General features: G+C 63.5%; 17 protein-coding genes. 13 read left to right on the top strand and 4 right to left on the bottom strand.

Annotated features, from left to right (window positions below; translation table 11 throughout):
* Nucleotides 1-2 precede the first annotated feature (2 nt).
* From NKI70_RS01750 to NKI70_RS01740, 3 genes are read left to right on the top strand one after another with little or no spacing between them, the layout of a single operon-like run.
* Nucleotides 3-275 (top strand): hypothetical protein, encoded by a 273-nt coding sequence (locus tag NKI70_RS01750; RefSeq protein ID WP_352700330.1) that lies wholly within the window; start codon nt 3-5, stop codon nt 273-275.
* On the top strand, nt 269-3448 hold the full coding sequence (locus NKI70_RS01745; protein ID WP_352700329.1) for an efflux RND transporter permease subunit: 3180 nt from the start codon (nt 269-271) through the stop codon (nt 3446-3448). The genes NKI70_RS01750 and NKI70_RS01745 overlap by 7 nt, the downstream gene beginning before the upstream one ends.
* A gap of 16 nt (nt 3449-3464) precedes the next feature.
* The gene (locus NKI70_RS01740; RefSeq protein WP_352700328.1) at nt 3465-4619 is read left to right on the top strand and encodes an efflux RND transporter periplasmic adaptor subunit; all 1155 of its coding nucleotides are present in this window, start codon (nt 3465-3467) and stop codon (nt 4617-4619) included.
* A 320-nt stretch (nt 4620-4939) separates the two neighbouring features.
* Here NKI70_RS01740 and NKI70_RS01735 read toward each other — a convergent pair whose 3' ends face one another.
* Complete coding sequence (locus NKI70_RS01735) at nt 4940-5413, bottom strand: cupin domain-containing protein (protein WP_352590118.1); 474 nt, start codon at nt 5411-5413, stop codon at nt 4940-4942.
* Nucleotides 5400-6020: a TetR/AcrR family transcriptional regulator gene (locus NKI70_RS01730; RefSeq protein ID WP_352455172.1), complete on the bottom strand. Its 621-nt coding sequence runs from the start codon at nt 6018-6020 to the stop codon at nt 5400-5402. Before NKI70_RS01730 ends, NKI70_RS01735 begins: the two co-directional genes overlap by 14 nt.
* Before the next feature lie 251 nt (nt 6021-6271).
* Between NKI70_RS01730 and NKI70_RS01725 the strand changes: the two genes are divergently transcribed.
* The 4 genes from NKI70_RS01725 to NKI70_RS01710 all read left to right on the top strand — a co-directional run bounded on the left by NKI70_RS01725 (nt 6272) and on the right by NKI70_RS01710 (nt 11204).
* Nucleotides 6272-6997, top strand: a complete 726-nt coding sequence (locus NKI70_RS01725) for a GntR family transcriptional regulator (protein ID WP_352700327.1) — start codon at nt 6272-6274, stop codon at nt 6995-6997.
* Nucleotides 6998-7047: 50 nt separating this feature from the next.
* On the top strand, nt 7048-8154 hold the full coding sequence (locus NKI70_RS01720) for a mandelate racemase/muconate lactonizing enzyme family protein (RefSeq protein ID WP_352590123.1): 1107 nt from the start codon (nt 7048-7050) through the stop codon (nt 8152-8154).
* Between the two features lie 213 nt (nt 8155-8367).
* Nucleotides 8368-9690: an NAD(P)H-dependent oxidoreductase gene (locus tag NKI70_RS01715; RefSeq protein WP_352590126.1), complete on the top strand. Its 1323-nt coding sequence runs from the start codon at nt 8368-8370 to the stop codon at nt 9688-9690.
* Nucleotides 9691-9710: 20 nt separating this feature from the next.
* Nucleotides 9711-11204 carry a xylulokinase gene (locus tag NKI70_RS01710; protein WP_352700326.1) on the top strand — a complete coding sequence of 498 codons (1494 nt, stop codon included), beginning with the start codon at nt 9711-9713 and terminating at the stop codon, nt 11202-11204.
* Here NKI70_RS01710 and NKI70_RS01705 read toward each other — a convergent pair.
* Entirely contained in the window at nt 11201-12163 is a 963-nt protein-coding gene (locus NKI70_RS01705) for a sugar-binding transcriptional regulator (RefSeq protein ID WP_352700325.1), read from the bottom strand. The genes NKI70_RS01710 and NKI70_RS01705 overlap by 4 nt on opposite strands.
* A 308-nt stretch (nt 12164-12471) precedes the next feature.
* Between NKI70_RS01705 and NKI70_RS01700 the strand changes: the two genes are divergently transcribed.
* The 5 genes from NKI70_RS01700 to NKI70_RS01680 all read left to right on the top strand — a co-directional run bounded on the left by NKI70_RS01700 (nt 12472) and on the right by NKI70_RS01680 (nt 17772).
* A complete protein-coding gene (locus tag NKI70_RS01700; RefSeq protein WP_502897030.1) occupies nt 12472-13455 on the top strand; it encodes an ABC transporter permease in 984 nt (327 codons plus the stop codon).
* 150 nt (nt 13456-13605) lie between these two features.
* Nucleotides 13606-14544 (top strand): sugar ABC transporter substrate-binding protein, encoded by a 939-nt coding sequence (locus tag NKI70_RS01695; RefSeq protein ID WP_254820381.1) that lies wholly within the window; start codon nt 13606-13608, stop codon nt 14542-14544.
* Nucleotides 14545-14577: 33 nt separating this feature from the next.
* Nucleotides 14578-16086, top strand: coding sequence for a sugar ABC transporter ATP-binding protein (locus NKI70_RS01690; RefSeq protein WP_352621184.1), 1509 nt, complete (start codon nt 14578-14580; stop codon nt 16084-16086).
* A 127-nt stretch (nt 16087-16213) separates the two neighbouring features.
* Nucleotides 16214-16978, top strand: a complete 765-nt coding sequence (locus tag NKI70_RS01685) for an SDR family oxidoreductase (protein ID WP_352682737.1) — start codon at nt 16214-16216, stop codon at nt 16976-16978.
* An 8-nt stretch (nt 16979-16986) separates the two neighbouring features.
* On the top strand, nt 16987-17772 hold the full coding sequence (locus NKI70_RS01680; RefSeq protein WP_352682735.1) for an SDR family oxidoreductase: 786 nt from the start codon (nt 16987-16989) through the stop codon (nt 17770-17772).
* Between the two features lie 56 nt (nt 17773-17828).
* On the opposite strand, the gene NKI70_RS01675 is transcribed toward NKI70_RS01680, so the two are convergent.
* Nucleotides 17829-18905, bottom strand: coding sequence for a D-alanine--D-alanine ligase family protein (locus tag NKI70_RS01675; protein WP_352700351.1), 1077 nt, complete (start codon nt 18903-18905; stop codon nt 17829-17831).
* A 561-nt stretch (nt 18906-19466) separates the two neighbouring features.
* Here NKI70_RS01675 and NKI70_RS01670 point away from each other — a divergent pair.
* Complete coding sequence (locus NKI70_RS01670; protein WP_031211023.1) at nt 19467-20438, top strand: ABC transporter substrate-binding protein; 972 nt, start codon at nt 19467-19469, stop codon at nt 20436-20438.
* Nucleotides 20439-20485 lie beyond the last annotated feature (47 nt).

Genomic DNA, 20485 nt, shown 5'->3' with positions numbered 1-20485 from the left:
CGATGTCGCAGCGCAATGATCTGACGATCGATGAAGTCGTGAGGGATCCGATGATCCGCATGCTGATGAAGGCCGACCGCGTCGACCTGCGGTCTTTCGAGGCGATGCTGCGTGCGCTGGCGGACGAACAGGCCGAGCGCCGCAATGCGCCGCGCCGCCTTGAAGATTTCGGCTTTCTCGAAGATTCCGGCTCAACGCGCAGCCGGCGGCTGTCCAGGGTGGCCAGGGCGTTTGGCCGGGCCAGAGCATCGGGCGAGGCGTGCATATCATGGTAAACTTCTTCATTCATCGTCCGATCTTTGCGTCGGCGATCGCCATCATCATGGTGCTCGCCGGAGGGATCTGTTATTTCCTCCTGCCCGTCTCGCAGTTTCCCGACATCACGCCGCCCCAGGTCGTGGTCAGCGCCCATTACCCGGGCGCCAGCGCGCAGGTCGTCGCCGACACGGTGACGACGCCGCTCGAACAGCAGATCAACGGCGTCCAGGGGATGACCTATATGTCGTCGTCGAGCTCCAATGACGGCTCCTCGACGATCACCATCACCTTCGACGTCGGCTACGATCTGAGCACGGCGGCCGTCGACGTCCAGAACCGCGTTTCGCAGGCGGCTTCCTCGTTGCCGGCCATCGTCAATCAGGGCGGCGTGACGATCAAGAAGCAGAACCCGAACTTCGTCCTGATCGTCGACCTCACCTCGCCGGACGGTTCCGTCAACCCGGTCGCGCTGAGCAATCTCGCCTATCTGCAGGTGGTCGATCCGCTGAAGCGCCTGCCCGGCGTCGGCGACGTGCAGATCTTCGGCGAGCGGCGCTATTCGATGCGCATCTGGCTCGACCCCGACAAGCTCGCCAATCTCGGCATTACTGCCGTCGACGTGCAGAACGCCGTCGCCGAGCAGAACGTCCAGGTGGCGGCCGGCAAGATCGGGCAGTCGCCGGCTCCGGCCGGCACCGCCTTCGAGATGCAGGTCAACGCCGTCGGCAGGCTGAGCGATCCCAAGGAGTTCGGCGACATCGTCGTGCGGGCCAATACCGCCAACGGCTCACTGGTCAGGCTGCGCGACGTTGCGCGCATCGAGCTCGGTGCGCTGCAATATTCGTCGTCGGCCTTCTTCGGCAAGGACCCGACGGTGGTGCTCGCGGTCTACCAGATGCCGGGGTCCAACGCGCTCGATCTGCAGCAGCGCGTCAAGGACAAGATGCAGGAGCTGTCGGCCCGTTTCCCGAAGGGCGTCAGCTACGCCATGCATTACGATACGACACGTTTCGTTTCGGCCTCAATGCACGACGTGCTGATCACGCTCGGCGAAGCGCTGGTCCTGGTCGTCGCCGTGGTGTTCATCTTCCTGCAAAGCTGGCGCACCACGATCATCCCGACGATCGCAATTCCGGTGTCGCTGGTGGCGACGCTGGCCGTCATGCACATGCTTGGCTTCTCACTGAACATGCTCAGCCTGCTCGGCATGGTGCTGGCGATCGGCCTCGTCGTCGACGACGCCATCGTCGTCGTCGAGAATGTCGAACGCCAACTTGAGGCCGGCCTCAAACCGCTGGCTGCCACGCGAACGGCGATGGCCGAGGTCACTGGCCCGATCATCGCCACGACCGCCGTGCTGATGGCTGTGTTCGTGCCGGTTGCCTTCATTCCCGGCGTGTCCGGCCGGCTCTACAACCAGTTCGCCCTGACGGTGGCGATCTCCTTCGGCATCTCGGCCTTCGTCTCGCTGACGCTTACCCCGTCGCTCAGCGCGGCCTTCCTGCGCCACCGGCCGGAAACACAGTTCGTGCTGTTCCGCTGGTTCAACATGGGCTTCGAACGGCTGGCGCATGCCTATGCGAATGGGGTCCGTATTCTCATCCGCCTGCGCTGGATCATGCTCGGCGTGTTCGCGGCCGGACTTGTCGCGACCTATTTCGTCTGGCAGCGCCTGCCCTCGACCTTCCTTCCGGTCGAGGACCAGGGCTATTTCTTCGTCGTCATCCAGCTCCCCGACGGGGCCTCGCTGGAACGCACCGACGCGGTGGCGCAAAAGGCACGCGACATCCTGCAGAACACGCCCGGCGTCGACATCGTCGGCTCGATCAGCGGCTTGAACTTCCTGACCAGTGCCGCGCAGTCGAATTCGGCGGTCGAATTCGCTATCCTGAAGCCATGGGACGAACGCGGCCCCGATCAGAGCGCGTCTAAGCTCGTCGCCGACGTGCGCAACAAGCTGCTGCAAATTCCGGAGGCTTTTGCGCTGAGCTTCGACCCGCCGTCGATCCCGGGCATCGGCACCACCGGTGGCTTCGAGTTCCAGGTCGAGGACCTGACCGGGCGCGGCAGCGTGGCGCTCAACGATGCGACGCAAGCGGTGATTGCCGAGGCGCGCAAGCAGCCCGAGCTCAACCCGCAGCAATTGTTCTCGTCGTTCTCGACCTCGACGCCGCAGTTCAACTACGATCTCGATCGCGCCAAGGCGAAGCTGCTCGGGCTCAACCTGCCGGACGTGTTCAACACGCTACAGATCTATCTCGGCTCGCTCTATGTGAACGATTTCAACCTGTTCGGCCGCACCTTCCGGGTGACGATACAGGCCGACAAGGACTCTCGCGCCGGTCCGGCCGACATATCGCGGCTCTATGTCCGCAATGCGTCGGGTGGGATGGTGCCGCTGAGCACGCTGGGCAAGCTTGTGCCCGTCGTCGGCCCCGAGACCGTGCCACATTACAACAACAATGCGTCGGCCCTGATCAATGGCGGCGCCGCGCCCGGCTTTTCGTCCGGCCAGGCGGTGGCGGCAATGGAACGTGCCGCTGCCACGGCGTTGCCGAGAGACTTCGGCTACGAATGGACCGGCATCACCTATCAGGAGCTCAAGGCGGGATCGATCGCATCCGTCGTCTTTGGTCTCGCGATCGTCTTCGTCTTCCTGATCCTCGCCGCGCAATATGAGAGCTGGGCGATGCCGTTCATGGTGCTGCTGGCGGTGCCGCTCGCACTGTTCGGTGCGTTCGTCGTGCTGTGGCTGCGTGGCATGCAGATCGACGTCTATTCGCAGATCGGCTTCGTCATGCTGATCGGACTGGCGGCCAAGAACGCGATTCTGATCGTCGAGTTTGCCCGGCGCCGGCGCGAAGAAGGCCTCAGCATCGTCGACGCCGCGATGGAAGCGGCGCGGCTTCGGCTGCGACCGATCCTGATGACCGCCTTCGCCTTCATCCTCGGCGTGCTGCCGCTGATGTTCGCTACAGGTGCGGGTGCCGCAAGCCGGCAGTCGATCGGCACCACCGTCTTTGGCGGCATGGTCGCGGCGACGATCCTGTCGCTGGTGTTCGTGCCGGTCTTCTATGCGGTGATCGAACAGCTGCGCGAGCGCCGCGGCGAGAGCGAACCGGTTTCCGAAGCGACCGAACAACCAACTGCCGAACCCGCCTTCGAGCCATTGGCCGAAGCGGCCGAATAGGACTGGAGAATTGATCATGCGTAAATGGAAAATCGCGCTGGGAACGGCCGTCGCCCTTGGGGCGATTTCGGTGGCGAGCGTTCACCTGCTCGACATGGGCAGCCTCAGCCTCAACGCGGGCACAGCCGGGGCGGCGACACCCAAGCCGGAAGCCTTTGTCATGCCGGTGCCGGTGGTGAGCGTCGTCAAGAAGACGATCCCGATCTATCTCGACTACGCCGCCCGGGTTGAGCCGATCCGCAGCATCACGCTGCAGGCGCGCGTGCCGGGCTATCTGCAGGAGCAGGTCGCCACCGACGGCAGCGACGTTGCGAAGGGCGACCTTCTCTACAAGATCGCGCCGGAGGATTTCCAGGCTGCCCTCGAGCAGGCGAAGGCGCAGGTCCAGCGCGACACGGCAACGCTCGACTATGCGCGCTCCAATCTCGGGCGCGGCAGCGAGCTCGCCAAGAGCGGCTATCTCGCCAAGGACGTGTTCGACCAGCGCACCAGCACCTTGCGCGGGGCACAGGCCTCGCTCGCCGTGAATCAAGCCGCCGTACGGACCGCCGAGCTCAATTTGAGCTACACCGAAATCCGTGCCCCGTTTGCGGGACGTATCGGTCGCAGCCAGGCTTCCGTCGGAACGCTGGTCAGCGTCGCCGGCACGGTGCTCAACACGTTGGTGCAACTCGATCCGATCTACGTCACCTTCAATCCGAGCGAAACGGACCTGACACAGATCGAGGAAGCCCGGGCCGCGGGACCGATCAGTGTCGACGTCCTGCTTCCCGGTGAAACGGAACCGCGCCAGAAGGGCGATCTTACCTTCATGGACAACACGATCGATCGATCGACCGGCACGATCACGGCACGGGCGACGGTCGGCAACGGCAAGTTCACGCTGCTGCCCGGCCAATATGTCCGCGTCCGGCTGCACGTCAAAGAGCAGCCCGATGCGCTGATGGTACCGCAGACGGCACTCGGCTCAGGCCAGCTCGGCAAATACCTCTATGTCGTCGGCAAGGACAACACGGTCGACCAGCGTATCGTTTCGCTCGGACCGACCAATGGCGATCAGGTCGCCATCTTGAGCGGTGTGGCCGAAGGCGACCGGGTGATTACCGGCAATCTGCAGAAGATCGGCCCGGGAATGCCGATCTCGCCGCTGCCCGAGAAACCGGCCACCTGATAACCCCCATCAGGTTCCGGTCCCGCGGCGCCCTCGGCTCCCACGCCAAGGGCGCCGTTTTTGCTGATGTTTTCGACACGGCCGATTCAAGCCGTAGTGCGAACGGCGGCTCTGGCGACGATGGCAGCATAGAGGCGCTCTCCAACTGTGAAGGCAGTTTGTGGATCAGCAAACGAGACATCCATCCAGCCGACGGCTTGTCGCGGCTACACGTATCACTCGCGCGAACGCCCGCTTCGACCTGGATGGATGGACTGCTGGATTTAGGCGGCATAAGGCACCGTCTTCCAGGTCAAATCCTGGCGCAACGGTTTCGCCGGTCAGGCCGCCTGCAGGATCCGGATCCCGTGGCGTCCGGTAAGCTCGATCACGCGGTTAATCATGCCAGCGGTCGGCGGGCCGGAGGGCGCGTCCTTGGATGCAGCCTCTTCGAAGAATGCGATCATCTCGTCGTCGACGATCGCCATGAAAATAACCGGCACGGGACCAGCATTGCGATAGCCATGGGGCGCGTTGCCCGGAATGGTGACGACATCACCGGGTTCCACCTCATATTCTTGCGCGACCCCATCGATCATTGTCCATATCGTGAGGGTGCCCTCGAGAATGCGGAAAATTTCCGCGGAAGGATGCGTGTGGGGCGGCGTGCCGCTTCCAGGAGGTACCGTGACGTCGATCACGTTGAGTGCCGTCCCAGCGAGCTTTGCCCGGACAGCGACCTGATCGCCCATTACCCAGAAGCCTTGAACCGAATCGGCCGGATGGACCGTCGCTTTGGTCTTATGCCAAGTCACTTGCTTTTTCCTTTCGAACAGCGCCTTGCTGCGATTTTGCCGCATTGAGCAAGGCGCGAATTGCCCAGGCGGCTGCCTCTCCGGCCTCACGGCCGGTAAGACCCCAGTAGTCTTTCATCGTCTGCCAGGCAGTGGCGCTGAACAGGAGCTGGATCACGGCCTCAAGCTGGCGCGCCGCCTTCGGGTCCATTCCGTTTGCGACTTGCGAAAGGCTGCTCTGAAAGGCACGTTGCCGCTCACCATTGGCTTGCAGGCGCATCTCGCGCCCGGTAGCGCTCGCATGCGAGGCTCTGACTACGCCTTCGATTGCGTCCAACGAGGCGAAAAGGTCGGGAGGAAGATCGATCAGATCCTGCTCCCGCTCAGGCCAGAACCGCACTCCCAGAGAGGCATTGGTGCTGGCCCAAAAGGCTTCCAAAAGCGCTTCCTTCGTCGGGAAATGGCGGAAGATGGTCCGTCGGTTTACGCCCGAAACCTCGGCAACCTCATCGAAGCCAAGGAGGCTGTACGGATTTTGCTCCAGAATCGTTCGAATGGACGCGAGGATGCGCTCGCGCGTGGCCTGCGCCTGCTCTGCCCGCAGCGGGCTCTCGTATTTCTGAGTCATCGTTTGTGAATTCATGTCACTGCTAGTGACACAAACCTTCCCAGTCGTCAATGGACATTGCGAAGGCTACGCACCAGGTTGTTTCCCGCTGCGAGAAGCCAGCTGACGCTCAGCGGCCGGGACCTGGTCGGCTTGCATGGTCAGGCTGGCCGAGGCCGGAAGGGCGCCAATGTCTCCAGGATCGAGAATCCAGCTCTTGTAAGATTGTCGACAATCTGCTTGTCTTGCTTTCGGTTCCCTGGAGCAGCCGAATGGCAAAGCTGGATTTCAGTCCGATCGCGGATACGACACGCAGGGCCGAGATCGTGGGGCTGCTCCGGCGGGCGATCCTGACCGGCCGGCTGGAACCGGGACAGAAGCTCAACGAACTCAGGATTTCCGAGCAGATGCGGGTGAGCCGCGCGCCGCTGCGCGAGGCAATGCGCGAGCTGGTGCAGGAAGGCATCCTGACCAGCATCCCCTACGCCGGAACCTTCGTCATCAACGTCACCGCCAAGGACATCGACGACGCCTATTCGCTCAACAAGGTGCTCGACGAGTTCGCCATCGAGCGGACCTGGCCGCTTCGCGACCAGCGCTTCTTCGACGAGCTTGACCGGCGCCATGCGGCGGTGAAGCAGGCGACGCGCGACCTGGACACGACGCGGCAGATCGAAACAGCGCTGCAACTGCATGGCCTGATCCACGAATGGGCCGACAATTCGGTGCTGCTGGAAACCTGGCAGCGGCTGACCAGCCGGCTGCAGATGTATTTCGCGCTGCACCAGCGGGCGCGCAACGAGCCGGTGCCTCCCGTAGATGCTCACGAGACCTATGTACGGCTGCTCAAGGGCAGCGACATGCGCGCCGCACAGCGCCACGCCAAGGACCATATCGACCTGGATTTCGAAGAACTGCTCGCCTATGCGCGCGGGCTGGAACAGCGCGGCTCAAAGGGCGCCGGCGCCGATCGTGCCGGCCGACCTAAAGGCGGCTGAGCCCGACAAATTTGACGGACATCCCGGAACACAGACAACGGACAGAAAACGTGCAGATCAAAACCATCAAGGCCTACCATGTCGTGCAGCCCTTCGTGGACGGGCCCTACCGCATGTCCAAGGGGCGTGTCGCCGATGCGTTCGACGCGGTGATCGTCGCCGTCACCGCCGATAGCGGGCTCACCGGCTGGGGCGAGATGGCGCCGCTTGGCAATTTCTATTCGCCTGCCTTCGCTGCGGGTACTCGCGCCGGCGTCGTCGAGATCGCGCCGCATCTCATTGGCCATGACCCACGCGGGCTTGCCAGTATCAACAGGTTGATGGACACGGTGTTCAAGGGCCATCCCTACATCAAGTCGGCGCTCGACATGGCATGCTCGGATCTCGCGGCGCGCGCCGCCGACGTGCCGCTGGTCACGTTGCTTGGCGGCCGCGAGAGCGAGACGGCGGAACTCTACAAGGTCGTCACCCACGGCACGGTCGACGCGATGGCCGCACTTGCCAAGCACATCGTCGGGAAAGGATTTCAACGGCTGCAGGTCAAGGTCGGCGGCAACGTCCATGACGACATCGAACGCGTCACAGCCGTTGCCGCCGCGGTGCCGAAGGGCACCGTCATCTTCTGCGACGCCAATGCCGGCTGGACCCCTTACGAGGCGCGCCAGTTCGTGGATGCGACGCGCACCATCGACTACACGTTCGAGCAGCCCTGCACGACGATCGACGAATGCCTGTCGGTGCGCCGCTCGCTCGACAAGCCGATGGTGCTCGACGAATCCGTCGCCTCGTTGGACGATATGCTCGACATCCACCGCAAGGGCGCGGCCGACGGGCTGACGCTGAAGATCTCGCGCCTCGGCGGCGTCACCAAAACGCGCCAGATCCGCGACCTTGCCGTCGACCTCGGCTTCATGATCACGGTCGAAGACACTGGCGGCGCCGAGATCGACACATCGGCCATGGCGCATCTGTCGCTGTCGACGCCGGAGGAGCGCCGGCTGCACGCCATCGCCTTCCACGAATGGGTGACGGTGCGCACCGCATCCAACATGCCGCCGGTTTCGGGAAGCCGTATGGGCATTCCGGATGGGCCGGGCCTCGGCATCGATGTCGTTCCCGGCCTGCTTGGTGCGCCCTTCTTCGAAATCGGCAGCTGAGCTACAACAAGGCTGCACCCAATCAACCTGAATATGCCGCGTCCTTCTGACTGCGGAGGCACGGCCGTGTGGATGACCGCTCCTCCAATCGTCTTCGGCCGATTGCAGAGCGACAATGCCCAATTGCCGGTTGAAATATTTTTCATTTGCAAATAGAAATGTTCAAACCGTTGATTTGGACGCTGCGGCGCGTCAGGAACTGGAGGAAGCGACATGTCCCATCCGCAATTTGCAGCGGAACTTCTGCAGCGCGCTGAACAGCAGGGGCCGATCACCATCGGGCTTGCCGGCGCCGGACAGATGGGCACCGACATCGTCGTCCAGGTCGCGCTGATGCCGGGCATGCGGATCGGCGCCATTTCCGAAGTCAGGCCGCAGGCAGCGATCGACGCGGCGCTGCTCGCTGGCCATGACCGTTCCGACATCGTCCATGCCGGCAATGCGGCCGCGATCGACCGCGCCATCGAGGCCGGCAAGATCGCGGTGACCGAAGATTTGCATGCGCTGGCGGCGGCCGGCCGGATCGACGTCATCATCGACGCAACGGGTAATCCCAATATCGGCACGCTGTTTGCGCTCGAAGTGATGAAGAACGGCAAGCATATCGTCATGCTCAATGTCGAGGCCGACATCACCATCGGCCGCTTCCTCAAGGAGGAGGCACGCAAGGCCGGCGTCGTCTATACCGGTGCCGCCGGCGACGAGCCCGCCTGCACGCTGGAGATCATCGGCTTTGCCAAAAGCCTCGGCTTCAACATCATCGCCGCCGGCAAGGGCAAGAACAATCCGCTGAAGATCGACGCCATGCCGGCCGACTACGAGAAGGAGGCGGCCGAGCGCAACATGAATGCGCGCATGCTGGTCGAATTCGTCGACGGCTCGAAGACGGCGATCGAGATGGTGGCGATCGCCAATGCGACCGGCCTGGTGCCCGACGTGCCGGGCATGCACGGCCCGACCGCGACGCTGGAGGAGTTGGCCAGCGTGCTTTGCCCGCGCGAGGATGGCGGCGTGCTGCATCGCAAGGGCGTGGTCGATTACTCGATCGGCAAGGGAGTGGCGCCCGGTGTGTTCTGCATCATCGAGACCCGGCATCCGCGTGTGCTGGAGCGCATGATCGACCTCAAGGTCGGCAAGGGCCCCTATTTCACGATCTTCCGGCCCTATCATCTGACCAGCCTGGAAGTGCCGCTGTCGGCGGCGCGCGCCGTGGTCTACAAGCGGGCCGACATGGAGCCGCTCGACCATCCTGTGGCCGAGGCGGTGGCGGTCGCCAAGAGCGATCTTGGCGTTGGCCAGTCGCTCGGCATGATCGGCGAGAACGACTATCGCGGCTTCGCCATGACCTGGGGGGATGCGCGCGCCCGCGGCGCCCTGCCGCTCGGCCTTGCCGAACGCGCCAAGGTGGTCAAGCCGCTCAAGACCGGCGACTTCCTGACCTATGAAAATTGTGTACCCGACGATTCGATGGTGATAACCCAGATCCGCCGCCGTCTCGACCAGTCGGACGGACGGTTCGTTACAAACGCAGCCTGACCCCGCCGGATCTCCGCCTGATGGACGATGTCGTAATCGGGATCGACGCCTCGACCACGGCCGTGAAGGCGATTGCCTTCGCGCGCGACGGCGAGGAGCTGTTCCAGGCGCGCGAGCCGTACCCGCTTTCAAATCCGAAGCCCGGCCATTTCGAGCAGGACGCCGAACATTGGTGGACGGCGCTGCTTGGCGCATTGAAGCAGGTCACCGAGGCGGTCGGCGCTACGCGGGTGGCGGCGATCTGCATCGCTCACCAGCGAGAGACCTTCACGCTGGTGGACAGCGCCGGCAAAGCACTCATGCCGGCGATCCTGTGGCTCGACGAACGCGCCCGGCCGCAGGTTATCAGGCTTTCGGCCGAACTCGGCCGCGAGGCGATCCGCGACTGGAGCGGCAAGCCCCCGGACCCGACGCCGGCGCTCTACGCCATTGCCTGGCTTGCCGAGCACCAGCCGCAAGTGCTTCGCCAGGCAGCGGCACTGGTCGACGTGCACGGTTTCTTCGTCCAGCGGCTGACCGGGCGATTGGTCACCAGCACCGCAAGTGCGGATCCGCTCGGGCTGCTCGACGTCGAGAAAGGTACCTGGCATCCCCGCCTCGTTGCGGCCGCCGGACTGCAGATGGAGCAATTGCCCGAGCTGGTCGCGCCGGGCGTGGTCTGCGGCAGTCTTTCCGCAAGCATAGCGCAGCTGACCGGCCTGAGGGCCGGCACGCCGGTCGTTGCCGGCGCTGGGGACGGCCAGGCGATGGGCCTCGGCATGGGCGTCTACGGCGAGGGCAAGAGCTATCTCTCGCTCGGCTCCGGCGTGGTCAGCGGCTGCTATTCCGGCAAGGTGAAAACCTCGGACGCCTTTCGCACGCTGGTCTCGCCGACCGGCTCCGGATTCATGCTGGAGACCGTGCTGCGATCGGGCATGCAGCTGGTCGACTGGATCGTGCGAACCACCGGTTCGCCCTCGGCGGCAGCGCTGGAGAAAGTGGCGCTGGATGTTGCCGCGGGCAGCGACGGCCTGCTCATCATGCCCTATTGGGCCGGCGTCATGAGCCCGTATTGGGACGGTGCGGCGCGCGGCGCCATTGTCGGCCTGTCGCTCGATCACCGGCCGGAGCATCTCTTCCGCGCTGTCCTGGAAGGCATCGCCTTCGAGCAGGCCGTCGCCACCGAGGCCATGGAAGCCCAGGCCGGCGGACCGGCGGCGATGATTGCCGCCGGCGGCGGCACCAATTGCGCGCTGCTAATGCAGATCATGGCAAGCGTGCTCGAGCGGCCGCTCTCGGTTTCGCCGGTCAACGAAGCCGCCGCACTCGGCGCTGCCATGCTGGCGGCAGCGGCTGTCGGCTGGTTTGCCTCGCCGGAAGCCGCAGCAGAGGTAATGGCTGCCGCTCCCACCAGGCATGTCGATCCGGTCGACGGGCTTGTCGCCGCCTATCGCAGCCGCAAGGAAATCTACCGCGACCTTTATCAGGCGACGCGCGACATCCACACCCGCCTCGGCGCTCTCGACGAAATCTAGCGGTTGAGCAGCCCCTTGGCCGCATCCTCGTCGGTGATCAGAACCGATACCTTGGTGTTGGCCAGCGCCGCCCGCATGATGGCAATCTTTTCCTGCCCTCCCGAAACCAGGATTATGCTAGGAATATCCGACAGATCCTGCAGCGGATAGGCACAGACGCGGCGGTTGACCTCGTGGTCGACCGGGCGGCCCTCGGCGTCGATGAAATGACACAGAATATCGCCGACGGCACCGGCCGCCTGCAGTTCCTCGAGTTCACTTGGCTTGATGAAGCCGTAATTGGCGATCGGGCTGTCGCTGGAAAACGAGCCGACGCTGAGCACGGCGATGTTTGCCCGGCGCGCGCGGAAAACAACATCCTGAACGCTGCGCTGGCTCATGAAAGCATCGCGCTGCTCCGGCCTGTCGGCATAGACCGGCACCGGCAGCAGGAAACACTCCGCACCGATCTTCTCGGCGAAATCCCAGGCGCTTTCGGTCGGGTTGAGCGGCTGTGCATGGGTGAGGCCGCCAAGCATCGAAACCACCGTTGTCCTGGCGATCGGCCGCCGTGGCAATTCATTGATGGCGAATTTCAGCGTCCGCCCCCAGCCCAGCGCGATGACATCGCCGGCGTTCACATGGTCGGCCAGGTAGGCGGCGGCGGCGTGGCCGATCATCAGCGGCGCGTTGCTTCGGTCGGCCGGCGACGGTACCACAACAGCCTGGCTGAGCCCGAAGCGCTGCTTGAGGCTTTCCTCCAGGATCACGCATTCGACAACGCTGTCGCGGATGCGGAACTGGACGACACCCTCTTCGCGGGCGGCCGAGAGAATGCGATGCACCTTGATGCGGCCGACGCCGAGAATTTCGGAAATCCGCTCCTGCGTAAGACCCTCGACATAATAGTGCCAGGCGGCGCGGGCCTTGAGTTCGGCGTCGGGGAAGCGCGAGGCTCTTTCGTTCTCTATGATCGTCATCTGTTTGCCTTGCCGCAGTCGCCGGCTCTGCTCATGATATTCCAATCCGGCGACTTCGAAATGCCCAAGATTTCCGAGACATTGCGTAAGGCAAACCGGCGAACAGCGCAAACCGTGCTCGAATGAAGCGGGCAGGTCTTGACAATTTTCCGACGAACAGTTTAGCTGAACAAAATTGCATGTTAAAGATAAATTGTTCACAGGGAGGGGCCTGGTGAACAAAGTGGCCCGGTGATGCAGCGCCGGATTGCTGTGGAGGAGACAAAGTGGCTGTGAGCAACGACGCAAGCAATTTGAAGGCAGGCGAGTTGAAGGCAGGCTCTGGCGCGCAGGCTACGGCGGGCGCAAGGTTTTCGGCTGTCTTTGCCGGAACCATGGGCCCGCTGATCGGGCTGGTTCTGCTGTGCGTGGCGCTCTCGCTAACCACCGACACCTTCCTGACTGTCCGCAACATCCTCAACGTTCTCGACCAGGTCACCGTGCTCGGCATCATGGCGATCGGCATGACGCTGGTCATCCTGATCGGCGGCATCGACCTGTCCGTCGGCTCGGTACTGGCGCTGGCTTCCATGGTGATGGGCTTCGTCGCCCATCCGGACTATCTCAATCTCGGCCTGCCGGCCGGCATCGCCGCAGCCCTCGTCGTCGCCGGCCTTTGCGGGCTGGTTTCGGGCCTGCTGGTGACGGTCACCAAGCTGCCGCCCTTCATCGCCACGTTGGCGATGATGTCGGTGGCGCGCGGCCTCGCCAACATGATCACCGACGGCTCGCAGATCGTCGGCTTTCCCGACTGGTTCACCAGCCTGTCGATAATCCGCCATTTCGGATTCCTCTCGGTCACCGTCGGGCTGATGATCGTGCTTGCCGTCATTTTCGCGATCTTCCTGAATTATCGCGCTACCGGCCGTAGCCTGTACGCGATCGGCGGCAGCGCCGAAGTCGCCCGGCTGTCCGGCATACCAGTCAAGTCGCTGACCAACTGGGTCTATGCGATCTGCGCCGTGCTGGCCGGTCTCGCCGGCATCGTGCTTGCCGCCCGGCTCGATTCCGTCCAGCCGAGCTCCGGCCTTGGCTACGAACTCGACACCATCGCGGCGGTGGTGATCGGCGGCGCCAGCCTGTCGGGCGGCGTCGGTTCGATCGGCGGCACAGCCATCGGCGTCCTCATCATCGGCGTGCTGCGCAACGGGCTGAACCTGCTCGGTGTCTCGCCCTTCATCCAGCAAGTGGTTATCGGCGTGGTGATCGCGCTGGCGGTGGCCACCGACACGTGGCGGCGCCGAGCACAATGAAGAATGGGGCACAATGAAGAATTGGGCTCAATGAGATTCGCCCCGATATTCGGGCGAAAACGGATCGGTGATCCGAAACTGGGAGTTGTTCGGCCAAGGGGCGCCGCGATGCGCGGGCAGGACAGATTGAACATCAACGGAGGAATAAACATGCTGACCAAACGTTCATTGCTGCTTGCCGCCGCGGCCGTCATCCCGCTGCTTGGCCTGTCCGACATGGCCTCGGCCAAGGAGGCCAAAAAGCTCGGCCTCGCCGTCGCCAATCTGCAGGCCGACTTCTTCAATCAGATCAAGCAGTCCGTCGAAGCCTACGGCAAGGAAAAGGGCATAGAGGTCGTTACCGTCGATGCCAAGGGCGATTCGGCGACCCAGGTCAGCCAGGTACAGGACCTGATCACGCAAAACATCGACGCGCTGATCTACATTCCGGCCGGCGCCACCGCCGCCACCGTGCCGACCAAGACCGCCAAGGCTGCCGGCATCCCAGTCATCAATGTCGACCGCAACGCCGACGGCGCGCCAGGCGACACCTTCATCGCCACCAACAGCGTGGCATCGGCCAAGGCGGTTTGCGACTACATCGCCAAGCAGGCCGGCGGCAAGGGCGAGTTGATCATCATCCACGGCCAGAAGGGCACGACGCCCGAGGTCGACCGCTCGAAGGGCTGCGGCGAAGCGCTGAAAGGCTATCCCGACATCAAGGTTGTCGGCGAATTGTGGAGCGAAGGCTGGCACCAGGACGAAGGCTTCAAGCTGACGCAGGATCTGTTGCAGTCGCACCCCGACGTGTCGATCGTCATCGGCCAGGCCGACGCGCTGGCGCTCGGTGCGGCGCAGGCCGTCAAGGTCGCCAATCCCGGCCACAAGGTCTGGGTTGCCGGCTTCGACGGCGACGTGGCGGCGCTCAAGGCACTGAAGGACGGCGTCTTCGACGTGACCGCGACGCAGCAGACCCAGGGCATGGGCCGGCTCGCCGTCGATGCAGCAATCAAGCTGGTGGCCGGCGAGACCATTCCCGCCGAACAGCTGCAGGATGCGACGCTGACCACCAAGGACAATGTCGAGCAGTTCATCGCCAAGCATCCCTGATTGAGACCAGTCCGGCAATCGACGAGCGCAACGATGTCCACCGATCCTCGCCACACGCACAGCCCCCATAACGGGCTCGTCGTCAGCGGCCTCTGCAAAAGCTACGGGCCGGTGCAGGTCCTGGCCGATGCGAGCTTCGAGGTGCGGCCGGGCGAGGTCGTGGCGCTGCTTGGCGAAAACGGCGCCGGCAAGTCGACTGTCTCGAACATCATCGCCGGGTCGACGAAACCCGATGCCGGCACCATCACCTGGCGGGGGAACGCTTATTCCCCCGCCAATCCTGCCGCGGCGATCGACGTCGGCATCGGCATGATCCACCAGGAGCTGAAGCTCTTGCCCGATCTGTCGGTCGCCGAAAACGTCTATGTCGGGCGCCTGCCGATGCGTGGCGGCCGCATCGACCGCGCGGCAATGAATGCGCGGGCATCGGCCCAGTTGAAGCGCCTCGGCCTCGATGTCTCGCCCGAGCGCAAGGTGCGCACGCTGCGTATCGCCGCCCAGCAGCAGGTCGAGATCGCCAAGGCGCTGACGCTCAATGCCGAGCTGCTGATCTTCGACGAACCAACCGCAGCCCTTGGCGGCGAGGAAACGGAGCTCCTGTTCCAGCAGATCCGCAAGCTCAAGGCGGAAGGCATGTCCTTCATCTATATCAGCCACCGGCTGGACGAGATCGCCCAGATCGCCGATCGCGTGGTGGTGATGCGCGACGGGCGCATCGTCGCCCGGCACGAGCGCGCCGACATTCCGGTGCGCACTGTCGTCGAGCAAATGGTCGGCCGCAGTGTCGAGCGGATGTTCCCTACGGTATCGGCGCCGGGCAACGACACGCTGCTCGAGGTCGAGAACCTGTCCTCGCCGGAACGCAGCTTTCAAAATGTCAGCTTTTCAGTGCGGGCCGGCGAAATCCTCGGCATTGCCGGGCTGATCGGCGCCGGACGCACGGAGCTGGTGCGGGCGATCGCCGGTGCCGATCCGATCTCATCGGGATCGGTGCGCGTCGCCGGCAAGCCGGTGCATCTCAATGGCCCGGCGGCGGCGATCAAGGCCGGCGTCGTCCTGGTACCGGAAGACCGCAAGGCGCAGGGCGTGGTGCTCGACCAGACGATCGGCGAGAACCTGGCGATCGGCAATTTCGACCATGTCGCGCCGAATGGCTGGGTGTTCCCGAAGGCTGTGCAGAAATTCGCCGAGGCCGGCATTCGCCGGCTCGGCGTCAAGGGCCGGCCGAACCAGGCGGTCAGCAAGCTTTCCGGCGGCAACCAGCAGAAAGTGATCATCGCCAAATGGGTGTCGCGCCCGCCCAAGGTATTCATCCTGGACGAGCCGACGCGCGGCATCGACGTCGGTGCACGCGCCGCGATCTATGATGTCATCGCCGACCTTGCCCGCTCCGGCATGGCGGTGGTGGTGGTGAGCTCCGACCTCGAGGAAGTTCTCGGCCTGTCGCATCGCGTGCTGGTGGTGAGCCGCGGCCGGCAACGCGGCATTCTCGACCGCAGCGAAGCAAGCAATATCGCCGTGATGGAACTCGCCACGAGCTAGGAACAGCCCATCGAAACAAAGCGCAGCAGGTGGTATCCTCCCGGGCACCAGACCGCGCGGGGCGCCAGCAACAGAGTTGGCGCCCCTTTATTTCCGGAGGACGGCGGTTGGAGCAGAGGGACCGACGATGAAATTATTCGACCTTCATGGTGACGTGGCACTTGTGACAGGCGCCGGCAGCGGCATCGGGCAGGCAATCGCCATTGGGCTGGCCGAGGCCGGCGCCGACATAGCCTGCTTCGGCCACGCCTCGAAAGGCGGGCTGGAGGAGACCGCGCACCGGATCACCGCACTCGGCCGCAAGGCGCTGGTGCTGAACGGCACGGTGACTTCAGAGGCCGATCTCGCGGCCGCGATCGAGCGTACGGAGATGGAACTCGGCGCGTTGACCATCGCCGTCAACAATGCCGGCGTCGCCGGAGCTGAGCCGGCAGAGACGCTGTCGCTGGAGAAATGGCAGAAGCTCTATGACGTCAATGTCAGCGGCGTGTTCCTGTCCTGCCAGGCCGAGGCCCGCGCCATGCTGACGCGGCGCAAGGGCTCGATCATCAACATCGCGTCGATGTCGGGCTCGATCGTCAATCGCGGCCTGACCCAGGCGCACTACAATTCGTCGAAGGCCGCGGTGATCCACATGTCGAAGAGCCTCGCCATGGAATGGGCCGATCGCGGCCTGCGCGTCAATGTCGTCAGCCCCGGCTACACGCTGACGCCGATGAACAAGCGGCCGGAGGTCGCCGACCAGGTCAGGATCTTTGAGCGCGACACGCCGATGGGCCGCATGGCGGCGACGGAAGAGATGGTCGGCCCGACCGTGTTCCTGGCCAGCCGCGCCTCGAGTTTCGTCACCGGCATCGACCTGATCGTCGATGGCGGCTTCGTCTGCTGGTAGGAGAAAAGATGCAGAAGCGATTCCTCGGAAAAACGGCGGTCATCACCGGCGCCAGCGGCGGCATTGGTGCGGCAATGGCCAGGCGCTTCGCGGCGGAAGGTGCCGCGGTCGTCGTCAGCGCCATCGACGCGCGCGTCGAAGAGGTCGCCGCCGATCTCAAGGCTGCGGGCGCCAGGGTCGCACCGATGCGCATGGATGTGACGAAGAAGGACGAAGTCGTCGCCCTCTACGATCTGGCCGAGCAGGAGTTCGGCCGCGTCGATATCTCCGTGCAGAATGCCGGTGTCATCACAATCGCCAGGATAGAGGCGATGACCGAGGCCGAATGGGACAAGGTGATGGCGGTCAACACCAAGGGAGTGTTCCTGTGCTGCCAGGAGGCGATCGCGCGCATCCGCAAGCATGGCGATGGCGGCCGGCTGATCAACACCGCATCCGGCCAGGCGCGGCAGGGCTTTATCTACACGCCGCATTATGCGGCCTCGAAATTCGGCGTCGTCGGCGTCACCCAGAGCCTGGCCAAGGAAGTGGCCAAGGAGAAGATCACCGTCAACGCGATCTGCCCCGGCATCATCGACACCGATATGTGGGCCTATAACGACGCCGCATGGGGCAAGTTGATGGGCGACTACAAGCCCGGCGAGCTGATGGCCGAATGGGTGAAGAACATCCCGATGGGCCGCGCCGGCAGCGGCGAAGATGTCTCCGGCCTGGTCAGCTTTCTGGCCAGCGACGATGCAGCCTACATCACCGGCCAGACCATCAATGTCGATGGCGGCCTGATCATGTCGTGAGCGGCGGCGCGGGCCAACGTACCATCCACCGGGATCTGAAAGCCCCTTCGCTGCGTTCAGACTGGTCGGCCGGCCCGTGCCAATCCATGCTCCACGAGCCGGTCGATGATTTCGGAATAGCTGACGCCGCTCGCCGCCATTGCCTTGGAATACATGCTGATATCGGTGAAGCCAGGGATGGTGTTGATTTCATTGACCAAGAATTGCATGTCCGGTGTCAGGAAAAAGTCGACGCGCGCCATCCCGTCACAGCCGACGGCTCTGAAAGCCCTTGCGGCCACGTCCCGCATGGCTGCCTCGACCTCCGGCGGCAGTTCGGCCGGCACTTTAAGTGCCGCGCCGTTCTCGTCGATGTATTTGGCATCGTAGCTGTAGAAATCGTGGCTTTCGGCCGGCACGATCTCGCCTGGCCGCGAGACGAACAGGTCGCCTGCCGGGTCCTCCAACACGCTATATTCGATCTCGCGCCCACGAATGAATTCCTCGGCCAACAGCTTGCAATCGTGCCGGAAGGCTTCAGCAAGCGCTCCATCGAATTCCTGGCTGGCATGGACTTTTCCGACGCCGACAGACGATCCCTGACGCGCCGGTTTGATGAAGAACGGCAGGCCGAGTTCGCTTTCCAGTGCAGCGAGGGCGGGCGCCGCACCTTCATGGATCGTCACTGAGCGCGCGATTGGCAGCCCCGCCGCTTCCAGGAGCCGTTTGGCGATGTCCTTGTCCAGCGCGGTTGCCGAACCCAGGATGCCGCAGCCAGCGAGCGGCACCCGAGCCACCTCGGCCACCCCCTGTACCGAGCCGTCTTCGCCATGAGGGCCGTGCAGGACAGGAAACAGGATGTCGATCTTCGGCAGATCATAGGGCGTGCCGTCGGCCGGGATCGCCATCATCCGTCCGCGCCCACCCGGAACCAGGCAAACTTCCGTGCCGGCCGCAGGTTTTGCGAGCGTACCATCCTGGAAGCTGCTCAGCAGCCACTGTCCTTCGCTCGTGACGAAGATTGGGAGGGCATCGTATTTGGCGGACAGCAGCGCACTCATGACATTGGTTGCTGAAAGCACCGAAACGTCATGTTCGGCGGAACGTCCGCCAAAGAGCACGGCAATTCGCAGTCTGTTCAAGGAAGAGGTCATGAAAGCCTCGGATATGATCTGGTGTTGAAAGGTCACAAGCCGGCGGCGATCCCGCGGTTGGCGAAGAAGTAAGGCATTTTGGTCTGCTGCATTGTATCGGTACCCTGTCCTCGCGGCTCGCATACGGGATGACCGGCAACCTTGGCTTTTTTCGAACCGATCTGCGGGTCCATGTAAAAAGACGGGCCGTGAAATTGGCACCAGCGTTAATCGTTGCGCGACGTGAACGTTGGTATATATAATTTCATCCCATGAAAGTGGCTCTGGGCGAGTTGCCGAGCCAACAGCCGAGATCATGGGACTTTGATGGTTTGCCCCTCAAGACCGGCGATCGATCCGTGGATGACTGCCTTGGCAGCAATCCTTCGGCAGTCATGACGCGGCCGGTCCCGCCACATCTTCACCAATTTGGGCACCACCCCCGTTTTGCTACGGCATCCGCTTCGGCAGCATTGTGGCGCCTACGGCCTTGCGCAACGACCAGCTGTTCCAACACAATCAAAAAAGACGCAAGAAGGGAACTAACGATAACGTCCACCAGAGCTTGACAGGAGAACAAGCATGTCACTTCGGAGCATGATTTCGAATTTCTCAATGGGAGCCTTAACACTTGCCGCAGCCGCACTGACATCTTCGGCCTATGCGGCAGCGCCGGAATCCAACGACCCGATCAAGATCGCACTGTTCGATTGGACCAGCGTCAATCTGAACGCCAAGATCCTCGGCGGCATCCTCGAAAAGCTCGGCTATACCGTCGAGTATCCGACCGCCGACTATCTCTCCAGCCTGACCACCGGCCTGACCAATGGCGACATCGATGTCGGCCTGGAATTCTGGGACACGACGGCCGGCGAGGCGATGAAGGCCTCGGACGCGACCGGCCAGACCGAACGCCTCGGCAAGCTCGGACCCAAGGCCAAGGAAGAATGGTGGTTTCCCGAATATATGAAAGAGAAATGCCCCGGCCTGCCGAACTGGGAAGCGCTGAAAGATCCGAAATGCGCCGAGGCCTTTTCGACGGCCGAAACCACACCGAAGGGGCGCTATCTCGGCGGCCCGGTGACATGGGAAGGTTTTGACGACGAACGCGTCGAGGCGCTGAAACTGCCCTTCACCGTCATCCATGCCGGCACCGATGCGGCGATGTTCGCCGAACTGGACTCGGCCTATCAGCGCAAGGCGCCGATCATGCTGTGGATCTATTCGCCGCATTGGGCGCCGGCCAAATACAAGGGCGAATGGGTCGAATTCCCCGACTATACGACAGAGTGCTACACCGACCCGAAATGGGGTGTGAACCCCGACGCGAAATATGACTGCGGCAAGCCGCATGGCGAGATCTGGAAATATTCCTGGGCCGGCATGAAGGACAAATGGCCTGTCGCCTACAAGGTCGCGAAAAACTACACGGTCGACACCGACGAGCTCAACAAGATGAGCGGCGAGATCGATCTCGAAGGCAAGACGCCGGAAGACGTCGCCGCCGCCTGGATCGCCGCCCACGAAGCCGACTGGAAAGCCTGGGCCGAGTGACCGTCTGACTGGAAATCCGACGACCCGGCCATCCGTGGCCGGGTCTC

This window comes from Mesorhizobium sp. M0500, assembly GCF_040321165.1.
Taxonomy (GTDB): Bacteria; Pseudomonadota; Alphaproteobacteria; order Rhizobiales; family Rhizobiaceae; genus Mesorhizobium.
The sequence above is the reverse complement of the archived record's forward strand: the minus strand, read 5'-3'. Positions and strand labels throughout refer to the sequence as shown.

Coding starts and splice junctions, on each gene's coding strand:
- NKI70_RS01750 (WP_352700330.1), top strand. CDS start 3: ATGTCGCAGCGCAATGATCTGACGATCGATGAAGTCGTGAGGGATCCG.
- NKI70_RS01745 (WP_352700329.1), top strand. CDS start 269: ATGGTAAACTTCTTCATTCATCGTCCGATCTTTGCGTCGGCGATCGCC.
- NKI70_RS01740 (WP_352700328.1), top strand. CDS start 3,465: ATGCGTAAATGGAAAATCGCGCTGGGAACGGCCGTCGCCCTTGGGGCG.
- NKI70_RS01730 (WP_352455172.1), bottom strand. CDS start 6,020: ATGACTCAGAAATACGAGAGCCCGCTGCGGGCAGAGCAGGCGCAGGCC.
- NKI70_RS01725 (WP_352700327.1), top strand. CDS start 6,272: ATGGCAAAGCTGGATTTCAGTCCGATCGCGGATACGACACGCAGGGCC.
- NKI70_RS01715 (WP_352590126.1), top strand. CDS start 8,368: ATGTCCCATCCGCAATTTGCAGCGGAACTTCTGCAGCGCGCTGAACAG.
- NKI70_RS01710 (WP_352700326.1), top strand. CDS start 9,711: ATGGACGATGTCGTAATCGGGATCGACGCCTCGACCACGGCCGTGAAG.
- NKI70_RS01705 (WP_352700325.1), bottom strand. CDS start 12,163: ATGACGATCATAGAGAACGAAAGAGCCTCGCGCTTCCCCGACGCCGAA.
- NKI70_RS01695 (WP_254820381.1), top strand. CDS start 13,606: ATGCTGACCAAACGTTCATTGCTGCTTGCCGCCGCGGCCGTCATCCCG.
- NKI70_RS01690 (WP_352621184.1), top strand. CDS start 14,578: ATGTCCACCGATCCTCGCCACACGCACAGCCCCCATAACGGGCTCGTC.
- NKI70_RS01685 (WP_352682737.1), top strand. CDS start 16,214: ATGAAATTATTCGACCTTCATGGTGACGTGGCACTTGTGACAGGCGCC.
- NKI70_RS01680 (WP_352682735.1), top strand. CDS start 16,987: ATGCAGAAGCGATTCCTCGGAAAAACGGCGGTCATCACCGGCGCCAGC.
- NKI70_RS01675 (WP_352700351.1), bottom strand. CDS start 18,905: ATGACCTCTTCCTTGAACAGACTGCGAATTGCCGTGCTCTTTGGCGGA.
- NKI70_RS01670 (WP_031211023.1), top strand. CDS start 19,467: ATGTCACTTCGGAGCATGATTTCGAATTTCTCAATGGGAGCCTTAACA.